Here is a 14,808-nt window from a genome sequence, read left to right as displayed (position 1 = left end):
AAGGAGCACCCTTGCACATTCGCACCGCAACGATCGCCGACCTGGACGCGCTCGAGCGCATCTATGCCACCGCCCGCCGCTTCATGGCCGAGAACGGCAACCCCACCCAGTGGGGTGACGGCCGTCCCACCCGCGACGAGATCGCCGAGACGATCCGCGCCGGCGCCTGCCTCGTGGGTGTGGACGACGCCGACGAGCCGCACTTTGCCTTCTCGCTCTACTCGCAGGCCGACCCCACCTACGAGCACATCTATGACGGCTCCTGGCTCAACGACGCGCCCTACGTCACGATCCACCGCGTCGCGAGCGACGGCACCGGACACGGCGTGTTCGCGAGCATCGTGGCATTTGCGCGGGCGCGCGCCGAGGGTCTTGGCCTGCGAGACGTTCGCATCGACACGCACGAGGACAACAAGCCCATGCAGCACCTCGTCGGCAAGGCCGGCTTTGCGTACTGCGGCATCATCCACCTGGCAGACGGGGACCCCCGCCTGGCCTACCAGCTGACGTTCTAGATCAGAGAGGCAAGCAGCACATGAGTGAGAGCAACACGACGTCCCAGCAGGCAATCGACGAGCAGAGGAGGCTTCTCGAGAAGCGCCTTCCCGTCGACTTCAAGGAGGTCCGCTGCCTGGGTGACATGGAGCTCTTGAGCGTGGCGCCGCGAGAGATTCGCCTGCGCACGCACATCGCCGACGACGCACTCAACCCGCGCGGCTTTGCCCACGGCGGCTGGCTGTTCACGCTGTGCGACGCCTCGAGTGGAGCGCTCGTCTTCTCGCACGGGCTGGACTGCGTGACGCAGAACGCCTCCATCAACTACCTGCACGGCGGCTGGCCGGGGGACACGGTGGACATCGACGTGCGCGCGCTGCACTGGGGCCGCACGACCATCGTGAACGAGGTCACGCTCACCAACCAGGACGGCCGCCCACTCGCCGTGGCCACGATGACGATGTACGTCATGCGCTAGGAGAGCCGCCGCGGCAGCCTGGTGACAGCTTGGCCCCGTCCCCGATCGTCGACGTGATGGTTGGGGACGGGGCCAAGCTGTCAGAGAACGAGGCTGCGCTCACATGCGGCAGAGCTGGTCTCGCACGCGCGTGACCTCGGCAATCGCCTCGTCAACGCGACGCTGAGACTCCTTGATGCGGCGCTGCGCGAACAGGTCGTTGATGATGTTGTCGCAGAAGATGTCGAAGAACTGCAGCACGCCGCCGAGCTCGACGTTGAGGCCCACGCCGTCGATGCCCTCGATGCGCCCCACGAAGAGCTGCAGCGCACGCTTGGCGGCGTTCACCTCGTCCTGGGCGTCGTCGACCTTGCGGTGCTTGAGCAGCGTCGTCACCATGTTGCCGCCCAGCATGTCCACGACGCCCCAGCGGCTCGCGTCGTCGAGGAGGTCGGCCGCCCGCCCAAGATGCTCAAGTGCCTCGTTGGCCGCGCGTATGGCCTCGCCCATCCTTGCGTTGCTGTCCATGCGCTCCTCTCCGTGGGCCCCCAGAAGTGCCAAAGGCTTTTGGGCCTCCTGCCGTTTGCATGAAGGGTACCCAATCGGTGGCATAGTTGGTAGCCCGAGATAGATTTGCGTGACAAGGACGAGGAGGGAAGTATGCGCGTCATAACCTGGCTGCTAGCCGCGATAATAACCACCGGCATCGTAGCCCGGCTGCTTCCCGTCAGTCTCTCTGACCTACCGTTTCTCCCGATATTGGCCGCCGTGACACCCCTGTACGCCGCCACGGCGGCCCTCGCGCTCGCGCTCACGCTCGCGCCGCGAGCCTGGCGTCACCGCCGAGTGAGCCGCCGCATCATCCGCATCGTAGCCGCCGCCGCGCTCGCACTCGAGGCCCTGTGGCTGGCGCCGCTCGCCTCGCCCTCCTCGCGCGTCGAGGCTGCCCAGGCCAATAGCGACGCAGCCTCGCTTCGCGTCATGACCTGCAACGTGTACAAGGGAGCCGCAAGCGCTGGGGACATCGTCGCCGCCGTGCGCGAGCAGCACGTTCAGGTCCTCGCGCTGCAGGAGACGACCGTGCCGTTCGTCGACGCGCTCAAGGCCGCCGGTCTCGACGAGCTGCTCCCCTACTCGGAGCGCTCCTCGTCAGACGGCGTGTACGGCAACGGCGTGTGGAGCGCGCTGCCACTCGCAGACGTGGCGAGCGACGACATCGGTTCGTCTGCCTCGGCCATGCCGGCGGGCACCGTTGACGTGACGCGTGCGGATGGCTCGGTGGCGCGCGTGCGGCTCGTCTCGGTCCACACGTGCTCGCCGCAGCCCGGCTACTGGGGCCTGTGGCGCAGGAGCGTCGAGGAAATCGGCGTCGTGCGCGCCAGACTTGCGGCGGCTGGCTCGCCCGGCTATGTGCTGCTTGGAGACTTCAACGCCACGTACGACCACGCGCCGTTCCGTGCGATGCTCGGCGAGAGCAAGGCGGACGGCCTGCCCACGCTCCATGACGCCGCACGCGAGGCTGGCCAGGGGCTCGTGCCCACGTGGCCGTCGGGCGGCGCCGTGCCCGCGCTGTGCGGCATCGACCACGTGGTCACGAGCGGCGGCGTGGCCGCAACGGACCTCCAGACGCTCGCCATCCCCGGCTCGGACCACGCCGCGCTTCTCGCCACGCTCGTGGTGTAGCAAAGGGGGCGCCACCGGCAGCCTCGCCGGCAGCGCCCCGAGATGGGACCAAACGAACCCGTCCCCTTTGGCTCCCGAGATGGGACCAAACGAACCCGTCCCCTTTGGCTCCGCTACTCGCTGCGGAGGGCCTCCACCGGGTCGCGGCGACTGGCGGAGAACGACGGGATGAGGCCGGCGACTACCGTGAGCAGCACCGATATCACGATGAGCGTCACGGCCGCACCAACGGGCAGGCTCATGATGTTGCTCACGTTGTGCGTGGCCTCGACCCACGCGTTCACCGGGAACGACACGCCCACGACCACGGCGATGGCAAACACGCCCGCGATGAGCCCCTCGATGAACGTCTCGGCGTTGAAGACGTTCGCGACGTTGCCCTTCGAGGCGCCCATGGCGCGCAGGATGCCGATCTCCTTCTTGCGCTCGAGCACGCTGATGTAGGTGATGATGCCAATCATGATCGAGCTCACCACCAGCGAGATGCTCACGAACGCGATGAGCACGAGAGAGATCATGTTCACGATGTCGGTGACGCTGCCCATGATGACGCCCATGTAGTCGGTGTAGGAGATGGCGCGGTCCTCCTGACCGACGGCCTTTACCTGCTCGTTGTAGGCGTCGATGTGGCCAAGCACGCGCTCCTTGGCGTCAAAGTCGACCGGGTAGATCTTGATGGACTGCGGGTCGGCCTCGTCCGCGTAGCCCAGCGTGGTGAGGTTGTTGTCGTAGGTGAGCCTGCTCGCGTTGGCATAGCTCGTCATGAGCGACGCGAGGTCCTCGGCCGTCATGTTGAAGTGGATGGCGTTCGCGAACGCACTCGCGTCAACGTGGAACGCGTTTTGCATGCCCGCGGCAAGCTGGGAACCCATGCCCGCCATGGCCTGTGTGAGCGCCGCCTGCAGCTGGCCGGACACGCTCGCGGCAATGTCCTCGCCCACTTGCTGCATGAGCTGGGAGACCACGCCCTCGAGGTAGGGGGCGAGGCTGCCCTTGACGTAGTCGCCCAGCACCCGCTGGAGACGATCGGAGACGACGTCGCCAAGCAGGGCCCTCATCTGGGCCATGACCTGCTGGGCGTCCGCGTCGCCGGCAACGTAGGTGCCGAACGCGTCGGCGAGCTTCTGGGCGTCAAGACCGACCGAGGGGTCCTTGAGGTACTCGTCGAGGACGACCTTGAACTCGTCTGACTTGAGAAAGCCGTTCAGCAGCTGCGTAGCGCCGGCCTCGAGCTGCTGGAGCTGCTCGGGCGTGAGCGAGCCGTCGATGGCGCCGGACAGGTCCGGCGTGGGAGCCCCGGCCATGATCTTGTCGAGGTCAACGCCACTCGCCACCCCCGACAGGTCGATGTCCACGCTGCCCATGTCCAGGCCTCCCATGTCGAAGCCCTGCAGGTTGAGCGCCGAGGTATCGAACGTGAAGGCGCGCCTGAGCGCCGCCTCGTCGACGGAGAACACGCTCGACAGGTCCATGCCCCGCTTGCTCTCGTCGGCCAGCTCGTCGAACGTCTTGCCCGTGAACACGTCGACGTCGGGATTCGCGAGCTGCTGCTGAACGATCTGCGAGCTCGCGGCGCGCGCCATGAGCTCCTCGGTGAGGCCGTGCGTGTAGTTGACGCCCGACTGCAGGGCGTTGGCGTTCGAAGAGCCGTTGGGGCGCACGACGCCCACGATCTTGAGGTCGAGGCCATCTGCGACCTGGGCCGCCATGAAGTCGGCGTCACCGGACATGTCGGTCCAGCCGCCCGTCCCGTCGTTTCTCCTGTAGGCGTCAGACGGGCCCAGGACCTTGAAGCTCGTGTTGAGCGCGTCATCGTAGGTGAAGTTGACGTCCGTGTCGGGCGTGGTGACGTCGCCGTCCGCCGACATGGCGCTCGAGACGAGGTCGTTCATCTCGTCGATGTCGAGCACGCCGATGCTGTAGAGCGTGTAGTCGCTGACCTTGCCGCTCTGGGACAGCACGAGGACCGCCTCGTCGGGCGCGCTCGCCCAACGGCCGGCAACGACGTCATACTGCGAGTCGAGCAGGCTCTGGTCGTCGAGCATCTCGCTGAAGGCGCTCGCGCTGGACGACATCATGGTGCCGGCCATGGCCGCGCTCGAGGCACCTCCGCCATAGACCTGCGTCATGCTGTTGGGCACGAGCTTCGTTGGGTCCGCGCCATCGCCGTTCTCGCGGTAGACGATCGGGGTGATGCCGTAGTCGTACTGGATGGCGCTTACGTCGCTCGCGAGGCCGTCGCCGCCGGCGTCGAGCCAGGACTTGAAGCTCGTCATGTCGTTGGACTTCACGCTCGCGAACATGTCGCGCAGGACCGTGGCCTCGGGGATGGGCTGGCTTGCGTCAACGGAGCTCGCGTCCGTGACGTCGCCCGCATCCTGCGAGCTGGTGTCATCGCCGGTGAGCATGCCGGACATGTCATAGCTCTGCTTGGCGATGGACAGCGGGTAGCTCGAGAGCGTGTCCTGCTCCACGCGTGCGATGTAGTCGTTCACGCCGTTGGAGAGCGCGAGGATCGCCGCGATGCCGATGATGCCGATGGAGCCGGCGAAGGCCGTCATGGCCGTGCGGCCCTTCTTGGTCATGAGGTTGTTGGCAGACAGGGCCAGCGCCGTGAGGAAACCCATGGACGAGCGGCGACGTGGCTGCTCGGAGCCCTTCTCGGCGGCGCGCTGGGCGGCGAGCTCGGCCGGCTCGATGGGGCGCGTGTCCCCCACGACCCGGCCGTCCTTGATGCGCACGATGCGCGTGGCGTAGTCCTCGGCGAGCTGCGGGTTGTGCGTGACCATGATGACGAGGCGGTCGCGGGCAACCTCGGCAAGCAGGTTCATGACCTGGATGCCCGTCTCGGTGTCAAGGGCTCCCGTGGGCTCGTCTGCCAGCACGATCTCTGGGTCATTCACAAGGGCGCGGGCGATGGCCACGCGCTGCATCTGTCCGCCGGAGAGTTGGGACGGTCGCTTGTTGACGTGCTGGCCCAGGCCCACGCGCTCGAGCGCCGCGCGGGCGCGCTCGCGGCGCTCGGCGCGGCCGACACCCGCCAGCGTGAGCGCGAGCTCGACGTTTTGCAGGATCGACTGGTGGGGAATGAGGTTGTAGCTCTGGAACACGAAGCCAATGCGGTGGTTGCGGTACGTATCCCAGTCCGCATCCGTGTAGTCTCTCGTGGAAACGCCGTTCACGACGATGTCGCCAGAGTCCGCGTGGTCGAAGCCGCCCAGGATGTTGAGAAACGTCGTCTTGCCAGAGCCCGAGGGGCCGAGCACGGCCACGAACTCGCTCTCTCGAAACGTTATGGAGACGCCGTCGAGCGCGCGCTGCACGAAGTCGCCGGTCTTGTATGACTTGGCGATGTCCTTGATCTCAATCATGCGGTGAAGTCCGTTTCTGTGGCGCCGGGCCGTGGTGGCGCCATCCGTGGCCTGATATCTAACACTGTTAGGTACAGTAGTGCCCATTTGGCGGCCGGACGACGGCAAATGTGAGGCCACAGAGACTCGCCATGGCCCCGGCAATCAGTCCCACGCCGCAAAACTGTCACAAAACCCATTAAGTGTGCGCTCTCGGCTCCATAACTGCAAAAAATACCCCGCTATGTGCGATAAATGGCGGCCAATAGTTATAGTTTCCGAACGAATTTATCAATTCGTTCGGAAACTAGGAGCTCGAAAGCCACAAGCAGAGCCTGAGACCACGCACCATCGCACACATGATGCCTTTTCTGCCATCAGCCCGCGTCTCAACGCACGAACCTCTACTCGTTTTTGCGGATTCGCAAAAACGAACGGCCGGAGAGGCGCAAGCGCCCCGCCGGCCGGCAGACCAACCCCAAGAAACCAGTCCTACCGATACAGCGGCAGCTGGCCCGTGACGGGCGCGATCGTCTCCATGTCCATGGGCGCAAAGCCCACGCACGTCCAACGACTGCCACTCGCGTCCGGCGTGAGCTCGGTGCGGCATGCGTCGCGGATGCAGAAGAAGTCCATGCCCTCCATGAGACCGCGACTCTCCGCACGGTTCACGAGCGATGCCAGCGCGCGCTCGCCATCGACGGCCAGCACGATCTTGGGCTCGCCCTGGCGCACCCACGCCGCGAGGACGTCGGCGTCAATGGAGGTTCGCGCCAGGCTGCCACCCCACTCCAGGCCGATGGGCGCCACGCCGGCGTCTCCCTGCTCCACGTAACGCTGCGTGCCCGCGAGCAGCGCCGCCACGCTCGCATGCGCCACCTGTGCCGCGAGCTTGCCCGCGCTCATGCCCAGAGAACGGTCCACGACCACGTACTGCCGCACGATCGGGCCGCCCACCTCGCCCCTTGCGTCCGCAGAGCTCGTCTCCCTCGAAGCCAACGCCGCCGATGCCATCTCGTCCCCCTAACCGCGCATGCTCGCGAGCACGCGCCTCATCTCTGCCTGAACGGCCTGCTCCGCATTGGTGCCAATGACACGCTCTGCTATCTGCTTCGCCGCGTAGCGCCCGTTTCCCATGGCGATGGGATGGCCCACGAGGCGCAGGATCTCGTAGTCGTTCATCGCGTCGCCAAACGCCATGACCTCGCTCGCGTCGACGCCCAGGTGCCCCATGATCTGCTGGATGCCCGACGCCTTGCTCACGCCCATCTGCATGACGTCGATCCACTTGGAGCCCGACGGCGCGAACACGAACCAGTCCCCCAGCTCGCGCTGCAGCACGTAGGCCATGTCCATCGTGTAGGCGGGCGTGTCGCAGAAGACGGACACCTTCAGAATGTTCACCTCGGGGTCTGGCACGTCAAAGACGCGCACGGCCGAGAGCAGGTCCTTGTCGATCTCGCGCTCGAAGCGGTCCTCGTCGTCGAGCAGGAAGCTGCGCGTGCGGTCGAACAGGGCGATGTGCAGGCAGTCGAAGCGCTCAACCGTCTCCTTGAGGCGCCGCAGCCCGATGTGCGAGAACACCTCGCGGTCGATGAGCTCGCCTGCCACCGTGACCTGGGCGCCGTTGCTCGCCACGAAGTCCATCTCGTCCACGACGGGCGCAAAGAACTCGTGCAGCGTGTCGAGGCGCCGCCCCGAGCTCGCGGCAAAGTGCACGCCCGCCTCGTGAAGCTCGTGGATGAGGCCAAAGGTCACGGGCGGCACCCGGGAGTTCTCGTCGAGCAGCGTGCCGTCCATGTCGGAGGCGATGAGCTTGATCATGTGAGTCCCTTCGTTTTTGGAGCCAACGTGGCCGAGAAGCGCGACGGGCCAGCGGACGCGGCCAGCCGTCGGGCGGCGGCGCAGGGCGACCCGGGCGAGAATCACGCCAAGGCCGCGGCCGCCCTACTCCTGCGGCACCGCGAAGCGCCCGACGAGCTGCTCGAGCGCATCCACCATGAGCTCCATGCTGCGCACGGGGATGAACTCGCGCACGCCATGGAAGTTGTACCCGCCCGTGGGCAGGTTGGGGCACGGCAGGCCGCGCAGCGTGAGCTGGGCGCCGTCCGTGCCGCCACGCACGGGCACGACGCGCGGCTCCATGCCGCATGCCGCCATGGCGTCGAGCGCGTTGTCGCGCAGGAAGTCCATGCCGCGCAGGCGCTCGACCATGTTGCGGTACTGCTCGCGCACCTCAACCGTCACGGTGCCGTCGCCATAGCGCTGGTTGAGGAAGGCCGCGCAGTCGCGAAGCAGCTGCTCGCGCGCGGCAAAGCGCTCGGCGTCGAAGTCGCGGACGATGTAGGTGAGCGTGGCCTCGCCCGAGCCGCCGGAGATCTCGATGGGGTGGAAGAACCCCTCGTAGCCCTCCGTGTGCTCGGGGCGCTCGGCCGCCGGCAGCAGCTCGTCGAACTCGCGCAGCAGCGTGATGGCGTTCACCATGACGCCCTTGGCGCTGCCGGGATGAACCTCGACGCCGTGGGCCGTGACGGTGGCCTGGCTGGCCGAGAAGCACTCCCAGTTGAACTCGCCGAGCTCCTCGCCGTCAACGGTGTAGGCCCACGTGGCGCCAAACGCGTCGAGGTCGAGCAGCGCCGCACCGTGGCCGATCTCCTCGTCGGGGACAAACGCGACCTTGATGCAGGGATGCGGCAGCTCGGGCGTGGCGGCGAGGCGCGCGAGGAGGGCGACGATCTCTGCCACGCCGGCCTTGTCATCGGCGCCGAGCAGCGTGGTGCCGTCCGTGCAGACGAGGTCCTCGCCCACGTGGCGCAGCAGGGCCGGCAGCTCCTCGGGCGTCGTCACGACGCGCTTGCCGTCGCGCTCGCCGTGGACGAGCTCGCCGCCCTCGTAGCGCACGATGTGCGGGCGCACGCCGCTTGCCGGGGCGTCGGGCGCCGTATCCACGTGGGCGATGAGGCCAAGCGCGGGCAGGCCCTCGGCGCCGGCGCTCGCGGGCAGCGAGGCCGTGACGTAGGCGTGCTCGGTGAGCGCGACGTCCTCGCAGCCGAGCTCGGCGAGCTCGCTCGCGAGCAGGCGGGCGAGGTTGCGCTGGCAGGCGGTCGAGGGCGTCTCGTCCTCGTTGTGGGGGTCGGACTGGGAGTCAACCTGCACGTAGCGCAGGAAGCGCTCGAGCACGTCGCTGGACTTGGGGGTGTATCCGGGCATGGGTCCTCCTTAGGGCTGGTCAAACGCCTCGACTATACCGCGCGCGAGCGGCATCGTGATAGCCTAGTGGGCAGACAATCTCGCCCGGGCCGGCAACGGGACGGCCCCCTTGCCAGCCCGGACCGCGCACGGATTTAGGAGCACAGCATGTCAAAGAAGCATCTGGTCGAGAATGGCCCCGTGACGCTCACGGACGCCAACAGGCTCTATATGTACGCGCTGCTCAGGCAGGCCGTGGGATGCGGCAGGCAGGTGTTCATGCCTCGCGTGCTCGAGGTGCTCGCCGAGGCGGGCCTCACGCCGGAGAACCTTGGCTTTGAGAGCGCGGAGGCGCTCTTCTCCAAGCTGGCCGACTTCTGCCAGCTCACGACGTTCAAGGGCGGCCGCCACTACGTCACCGTGACGCCGCGCGCGGACTGGGACGATGCGCTCGCCGCCGCCGAGGAGTCCAAGAAGCCCGCGGGCAAGGGCGGCAAGCCCTGGAAGCGCAAGAAGGGCGCCGTGAAGCCCGTGCGCCCCAAGACGCGCGAGCCCAAGCCCGAGCCGCAGCCCAAGCCCAAGCCCGAGGCGGCAGCCAAGAAGACGGCCGAGCCGCAGCCCACGCCCACAGAGCAGGCCGAGGCGAGCGTCGAGCCGGCCCCCGTGGTCGAGGCCGCGCCGGAGCCGGAGCGCGAGCCGCAGCCGGAGCGCGAGCCCAAGAAGGCCGAGGAGCCCGTCGAGCAGGCCGCGCCGAAGGCATCCGCCGAGCCCGCGACGGCGACAACCGACCCCGGCACCACCGTCACCATCCCCTCCATCCTCGAGCAGATTGCCGCGCAGACGCCCGCCGAGCCGGAGCCCTCTCCCGCCGCGCCGGAGCCAGCTCCCGAGCCCACGCCCAAGCCGGCCACGCCGGCGGCAGCCGACCCCGGCGCCGTTGCCACCGCGCCGCGCACGCGAGACGACCTGCCCCGCTCCTTCGCCGACGAGGTGTCCGTGAAGCCGGCCATTCTCGGCCTGCTCACGCGCCTGCTGCCCTTTGACGCCGACATCAACCGCGTGCTCGACGAGGACCTTCGCGTGGCCCGCGCCACGGGCACGGCGTCCGGCTCGCGCAACCTCGTGACGTTTCCCCTGCGCTACCTGCAGGAGGACGGCTCCGCACCGCTCACTGTCACCATCCGCCGCCAGGCCAAGGCAGGCGACGCCCGCCGCTGGCAGCTCACGCTCGTAGACGGCGACGACGGCACGGGCAGCGCCCACGAGGCCGCCGGCATCGAGGGCCTGCCCCAGGCAGAGGGCGGCTGCTGGTCGCAGCTCTCGGGCGCGAGGGCCAGCGACGCCGCAGACCCCGTCCGCGACCTCGCGCAGTTCATGGAGATCGGCACCTGGGAGGGCACGCTCGGCACGCTCGCGACGGCCGCGGCCCCCGAGAAGTGGAACTACCCCGGCGAGGGCGTGGGCAAGGCCAACCGCTACGGGGCCCTGCGCGACTACCTGGCCTCCACGCTCGCCCGCGTGCGTGCCATGGGTGCGCTCGCCGTTGCCGCCGACGGCTCGCTCGCCGCGTTCGACACGGGCCTCGCCACGCCAATGGACGAGGAGCTCTACGCCGTCCTCTCCCCCACCGGCACCGACATCCCCTGGCGCCTCGACGGCTTTGCCACGGCCGGCTCCGGCGAGCTGGGCGCGCGCCTCTCCGCCACGCTGCCGCAGCTGCCCGCGCGTGCCAGCTACCTGGGAAGCATCGATGACGTTGCCATGCGCGCGAGCGCCATGGTCATCCCCGACTACCGCTCCCTGCTCTCCGCGGGCCTCGACCGCCTGCCCCGCGGCTTTCTCTCCCAGCTCGTGGCCGGAAGCGATGCGGAGCCGCTGCTCGGCAGCCTTGGCCAGGCTCAGGCACCCGCAGACCACGCCCGCGCCGTGAAGGCCCTCGCCCGCGCCATCGCAGACGAGCCGGGCCGCTACCGCCGCGCCTGCCGCGCGCTCGAGGATGCCATCGCCCTGTCCCGCGCCCGGGCGCAGCGCAGCTACCGTCACGTGGCGCCGGCCTACGACGCCGCCCGCGACCGCATGCTTTTGCTCCTGCCGCTCGCCCTCGTGGACGACGCGCACGTCGACTGCGCGCTGGCGCTCGAGCTCATGCCGTCCGGCGCCTACCAGGCCACGAGCGTCGTGAGCCCCTCTCGCGCCTACGCATGCGCGCGCGTCGTGAGCGCCGAGACCCCCGCCTGGCTTGCCGCCGCAGACGTCCTCGCGTAGGGCCCGCATTCAACGGCAATGGGGCCGCCGGTCACAGCCTGGCGGCCCCATCTTCTATTCCAGGTAACGGGCACGCAGCTCGGAGACGTCGGCGTCGCTCACGCCCAGGGCGTCTCGCACGTAGCCGCCGATGCCGCCCCACTGACTCGTCAGCGCCTCGACGGCCACGCGGATGAAGCGCAGGTTGGCGTCTGCGCGCAGGGTCGTGGGCTCGTCGGTGTAGAGATTCGTGGCGAGGTAGTCGTCCTCGATCGCGGCCATGGGCGCGCCCAGGATGTGTTCGATGAGCATGGAGCCCATGCCGCAGCGGTCGCGGCCCACGTGGCAGTGCCACAGCACGGCGCCGTCGTCCGTCTCGAGGATCGTGCGGATGAACAGCGCATAGGCCCTGATGCCCGCCTCGGACGTGAGGTGGTGCGGATAGAACTCCGCGAGAAACCCCGCCGGGTCGTCATCGTCGTCCTTGAGGCGCTGGAACCTGCGGCGCGCCTCGGCGCTCTGCGTGACGCCCTCGTACACCCGGTTGAGCACGTCCGCGTGGACGAGGCGTGCCTCGGGCAGAAGGCGCATGGGGTCGGGCGTCTCGGCGAGCTCCGTGGCGTCGCGGAAGTCCACGACGGCACGCAGGCGATAGTCATCGCGCAGACGGCGCAGGTCATCGTCGCTCGCCCAGCACAGAAGGCCGCTGCGCAGGAGCAGGCCCGGGCGCACGCGACGTCCGTCGGCGGCCGGAAGGCCACCAAGGTCGCGCGTGTTGGGCAGGCGCTCGAAGTCGATGCGCCCAAAGTGCGGACGCGCCGGATCGTCCATCTCGCCGGCGACGGGCCGGTAGTGGTCGCCGCGCGCCGACGTGCCACCCGGCAGGGCGTCTCCGGCGAGCACGCGCACGCTGAGGCCGTTCTCGTCCACCGTGTCCACGTGCCTACTCATCGTCCTCGCCTCCCGGCACCTCGCCGGTGGCCAGAATCTGCTCGAGCGCATCCTCGTCGAGCACCGGCACGCCCAGCTGCTGGGCCTTCGTGAGCTTCGAGCCTGCCGCCGCACCGGCGATGACGTAACTCGTCTTCTTGGAGACGGAACCGGAGACCTTGGCGCCAAACGCCTGCAGCGCCGCCTTTGCCTCGTCTCGCTTGTGGCGCTCGAGCGTGCCGGTGAGCACGAACGTGAGGCCGGAGAGCGTCTGTGCCGGCTCGTCTGCCGAGCGCTGCTCCTCAAGGCTCACGCGCGCCTCGCGCAGGCGCTCGATGACGGAGAGGTTCTCGGGCACGGAGAGGAACTCGCGCACGCTGTGGGCGATCTTGGGCCCCACGCCCTCCACGGCAGCGATGCGCTCCTCATCGGCCTCCATGAGCGCGCCCATGGAGCCAAACTCGCGGGCGATGGAGCGCGCAACCTGCTCGCCCACGTGGCGGATGCCCAGGCCGAACAGCACGCGCGCCAGCCCCGCACGGCGGCTCTGCTCGACCTGCTCCATCACCTTGGCGGCGATGGTCTTGCCCACGAGGATGTCGTCGCCGGCCACGCTCACGCGGCCCGTGGGGCATCCGGCGAGCGCCGTGGCCGTGAGGCGGTCATAGAAGTCCGCGACGTCCGAGACGAGGCCCGCGGCCACGAGCTTGCCGATGAGCTCGTCTCCCAGGCCGTCGATGTCCATGGCCTTGCGGCTCACCCAGTGGCACAGGCGCTCGTGGGCCTGCGCCGGGCAGTCGATGGAGACGCAGCGGTAGGCCACCTCGCCCTCCTCGCGCACGACGGGGCTGCCGCAGCTGGGACACAGCGCCGGCATCTCGAAGTCAACGGAGTCCGCAGGGCGCAGCTCAAGCACGGGGCCCACGACCTCGGGGATGACGTCGCCCGCCTTGTGCACGACGATCGTGTCGCCCACGCGGACGTTCTTGCGGCGCACCTCGTCGATGTTGTGCAGCGTGGCGCGCGCGATCGTGGAGCCGGCGACGAGCACCGGGTCGAACTCCGCGACCGGCGTGAGCACGCCCGTGCGGCCCACCTGGATGCGAATCTCGCGCAGCACCGTGCGCTTCTCCTCGGGCGGGAACTTGAACGCGATGGCCCAGCGCGGCGCGCGCGCCGTGAAGCCAAGCGCCTCCTGTCCCGCGAACGAGTCCACCTTCACCACCACGCCGTCGATGTCATAGTCGAGCTCCTCGCGGTGCGCGAGCGCGCGGGCGCAGAAGTCGTGCACCTCGTGGGCGCTCGTGCAGCGGGCGGCGTTGGGGTTCACGCTGAAGCCACAGGCACGCAGCCACTGCAGGAACTGCCACTGCGTGGTAACGGACAGCGGAGCCTCGTCTGCCACGGCGTAGATGAACGTCTCGAGGTCGCGGTGGGCCGTGACCTTGGGGTCCTTCTGGCGCAGGCTGCCGGCGGCGGCGTTTCTCGGGTTGGCAAACGGCTCGCGGCCGGCGGCGTCGGCGCCCTCGTTGAGCCGCACGAAGCTGTGCTTGGGCATGTAGACCTCGCCACGCACCTCAACCGAGTGGCCGAGGCCCGCGTCCGCCACGCTCGCGAGGCCCTCGGGCGCCAGCGCGTGCGGCACGTCCTTGATCGTGAGCACGTTGGCCGTGACGTTCTCGCCCGTCGTGCCGTCACCACGTGTGGCGGCGCGCACGAACTGGGCGTCTCGGTACGTGAGCGCCACGCCCAGGCCATCGATCTTGAGCTCGCACGTATAGGCCACCGGGTGCTCGGGCGTGGAGCCAAGCGCCTCGTCCGTGCGCGCGAGCCACTCGTCGAGCTCGGCAAGGTTCATGGCGTCGTCGATGGAGTACATGCGCTGCGCGTGGCGCACGGGCTCGAACTGGTCGGAGACGTAGCCGCCTACGCGCTGGGTGTAGGAGTCGGGCGAGACGAGCTCGGGATGCAGCTCCTCGATGGCATGCAACTCGCGAAGGAGGCGGTCGAACTCGGCGTCCGTGACCACGGGGTCATCGAGCGCGTAGTAGCGATAGGCGTAGATGTTGAGCAGGCGGTTGAGCTCGGCGGCGCGGGCGCGCGGCGAGGCGGCCAGCCGGTCTTCATCGCCAAACAGCGATGCCTGTCCCTCAACCTGCGCGTTCCCACTCGCCATGCGTGTCTCCCGTCCTCGATGTGTGCGACCCCAAATGGTACCGCACGCGCCGCGAAAGCCCGGCAGCGACCTTTGGATGCCCCTTCTCGCACAAATCGTGTCAGACGCGCCCAAAACCAGGGCCGTAGGCCTGATATTGGGGACGATCGGCGCGACAAGCGGCGCGACGGGCCAGTTGGGGACGATCGGCACGACAGGCGGCGCGGCGGGCCCGGAACGGGGTCCCGTTCGCCGCCACAAAAAAGGGGCGAGACGCACGCGCGCCCCGCCCCGTCATTGCTCAG

Annotated in this window: 11 protein-coding genes; 4 read left to right on the top strand and 7 right to left on the bottom strand. The window is 68.7% G+C overall.

All coding sequences use genetic code 11. The features are described from left to right. The first annotated feature begins 11 nt into the window (after positions 1 to 11). Entirely contained in the window at positions 12 to 515 is a 504-nt protein-coding gene (locus Pcatena_RS01890) for a GNAT family N-acetyltransferase (protein WP_126421127.1), read from the top strand. Positions 516 to 535: 20 nt separating this feature from the next. Beyond that, the gene (locus Pcatena_RS01885; protein ID WP_126421125.1) at positions 536 to 973 is read left to right on the top strand and encodes a PaaI family thioesterase; all 438 of its coding nucleotides are present in this window, start codon (positions 536 to 538) and stop codon (positions 971 to 973) included. A gap of 99 nt (positions 974 to 1,072) precedes the next feature. Here Pcatena_RS01885 and Pcatena_RS01880 read toward each other — a convergent pair whose 3' ends face one another. Next, positions 1,073 to 1,480, bottom strand: coding sequence for a hypothetical protein (locus tag Pcatena_RS01880; RefSeq protein WP_126421123.1), 408 nt, complete (start codon positions 1,478 to 1,480; stop codon positions 1,073 to 1,075). A gap of 132 nt (positions 1,481 to 1,612) precedes the next feature. Here Pcatena_RS01880 and Pcatena_RS01875 point away from each other — a divergent pair, with 132 nt between their 5' ends. Then, complete coding sequence (locus tag Pcatena_RS01875; RefSeq protein WP_126421121.1) at positions 1,613 to 2,635, top strand: endonuclease/exonuclease/phosphatase family protein; 1,023 nt, start codon at positions 1,613 to 1,615, stop codon at positions 2,633 to 2,635. A 113-nt stretch (positions 2,636 to 2,748) separates the two neighbouring features. Here Pcatena_RS01875 and Pcatena_RS01870 read toward each other — a convergent pair whose 3' ends face one another. From Pcatena_RS01870 to pepT, 4 genes are all read right to left on the bottom strand, one after another. Beyond that, positions 2,749 to 6,006 carry an ABC transporter ATP-binding protein/permease gene (locus tag Pcatena_RS01870; RefSeq protein WP_126421118.1) on the bottom strand — a complete coding sequence of 1,086 codons (3,258 nt, stop codon included), beginning with the start codon at positions 6,004 to 6,006 and terminating at the stop codon, positions 2,749 to 2,751. Positions 6,007 to 6,477: 471 nt separating this feature from the next. Beyond that, positions 6,478 to 6,999 carry an aminoacyl-tRNA hydrolase gene (locus tag Pcatena_RS01865; protein ID WP_126421116.1) on the bottom strand — a complete coding sequence of 174 codons (522 nt, stop codon included), beginning with the start codon at positions 6,997 to 6,999 and terminating at the stop codon, positions 6,478 to 6,480. Between the two features lie 9 nt (positions 7,000 to 7,008). Next, positions 7,009 to 7,809 (bottom strand): HAD family hydrolase, encoded by an 801-nt coding sequence (locus tag Pcatena_RS01860; protein WP_126421114.1) that lies wholly within the window; start codon positions 7,807 to 7,809, stop codon positions 7,009 to 7,011. Positions 7,810 to 7,932: 123 nt separating this feature from the next. Beyond that, complete coding sequence (pepT, locus tag Pcatena_RS01855; protein WP_126421112.1) at positions 7,933 to 9,195, bottom strand: peptidase T; 1,263 nt, start codon at positions 9,193 to 9,195, stop codon at positions 7,933 to 7,935. Between the two features lie 147 nt (positions 9,196 to 9,342). Here pepT and Pcatena_RS08275 point away from each other — a divergent pair, with 147 nt between their 5' ends. Further along, the gene (locus Pcatena_RS08275) at positions 9,343 to 11,439 is read left to right on the top strand and encodes a DUF3825 domain-containing protein (protein ID WP_126421110.1); all 2,097 of its coding nucleotides are present in this window, start codon (positions 9,343 to 9,345) and stop codon (positions 11,437 to 11,439) included. Positions 11,440 to 11,493: 54 nt separating this feature from the next. On the opposite strand, the gene Pcatena_RS01845 is transcribed toward Pcatena_RS08275, so the two are convergent. Both Pcatena_RS01845 and ligA read right to left on the bottom strand, forming a co-directional pair. Then, positions 11,494 to 12,369, bottom strand: a complete 876-nt coding sequence (locus Pcatena_RS01845) for a tyrosine-protein phosphatase (RefSeq protein ID WP_232619873.1) — start codon at positions 12,367 to 12,369, stop codon at positions 11,494 to 11,496. Continuing rightward, positions 12,362 to 14,524, bottom strand: a complete 2,163-nt coding sequence (gene ligA, locus Pcatena_RS01840; protein WP_126421107.1) for an NAD-dependent DNA ligase LigA — start codon at positions 14,522 to 14,524, stop codon at positions 12,362 to 12,364. The genes Pcatena_RS01845 and ligA overlap by 8 nt, the downstream gene beginning before the upstream one ends. Positions 14,525 to 14,808: the final 284 nt, after the last annotated feature.

The organism is Parolsenella catena (genome assembly GCF_003966955.1).
GTDB classification, from domain to species: domain Bacteria; phylum Actinomycetota; class Coriobacteriia; order Coriobacteriales; family Atopobiaceae; genus Parolsenella; species Parolsenella catena.
This window is presented reverse-complemented; position numbering and strand designations above follow the sequence as displayed.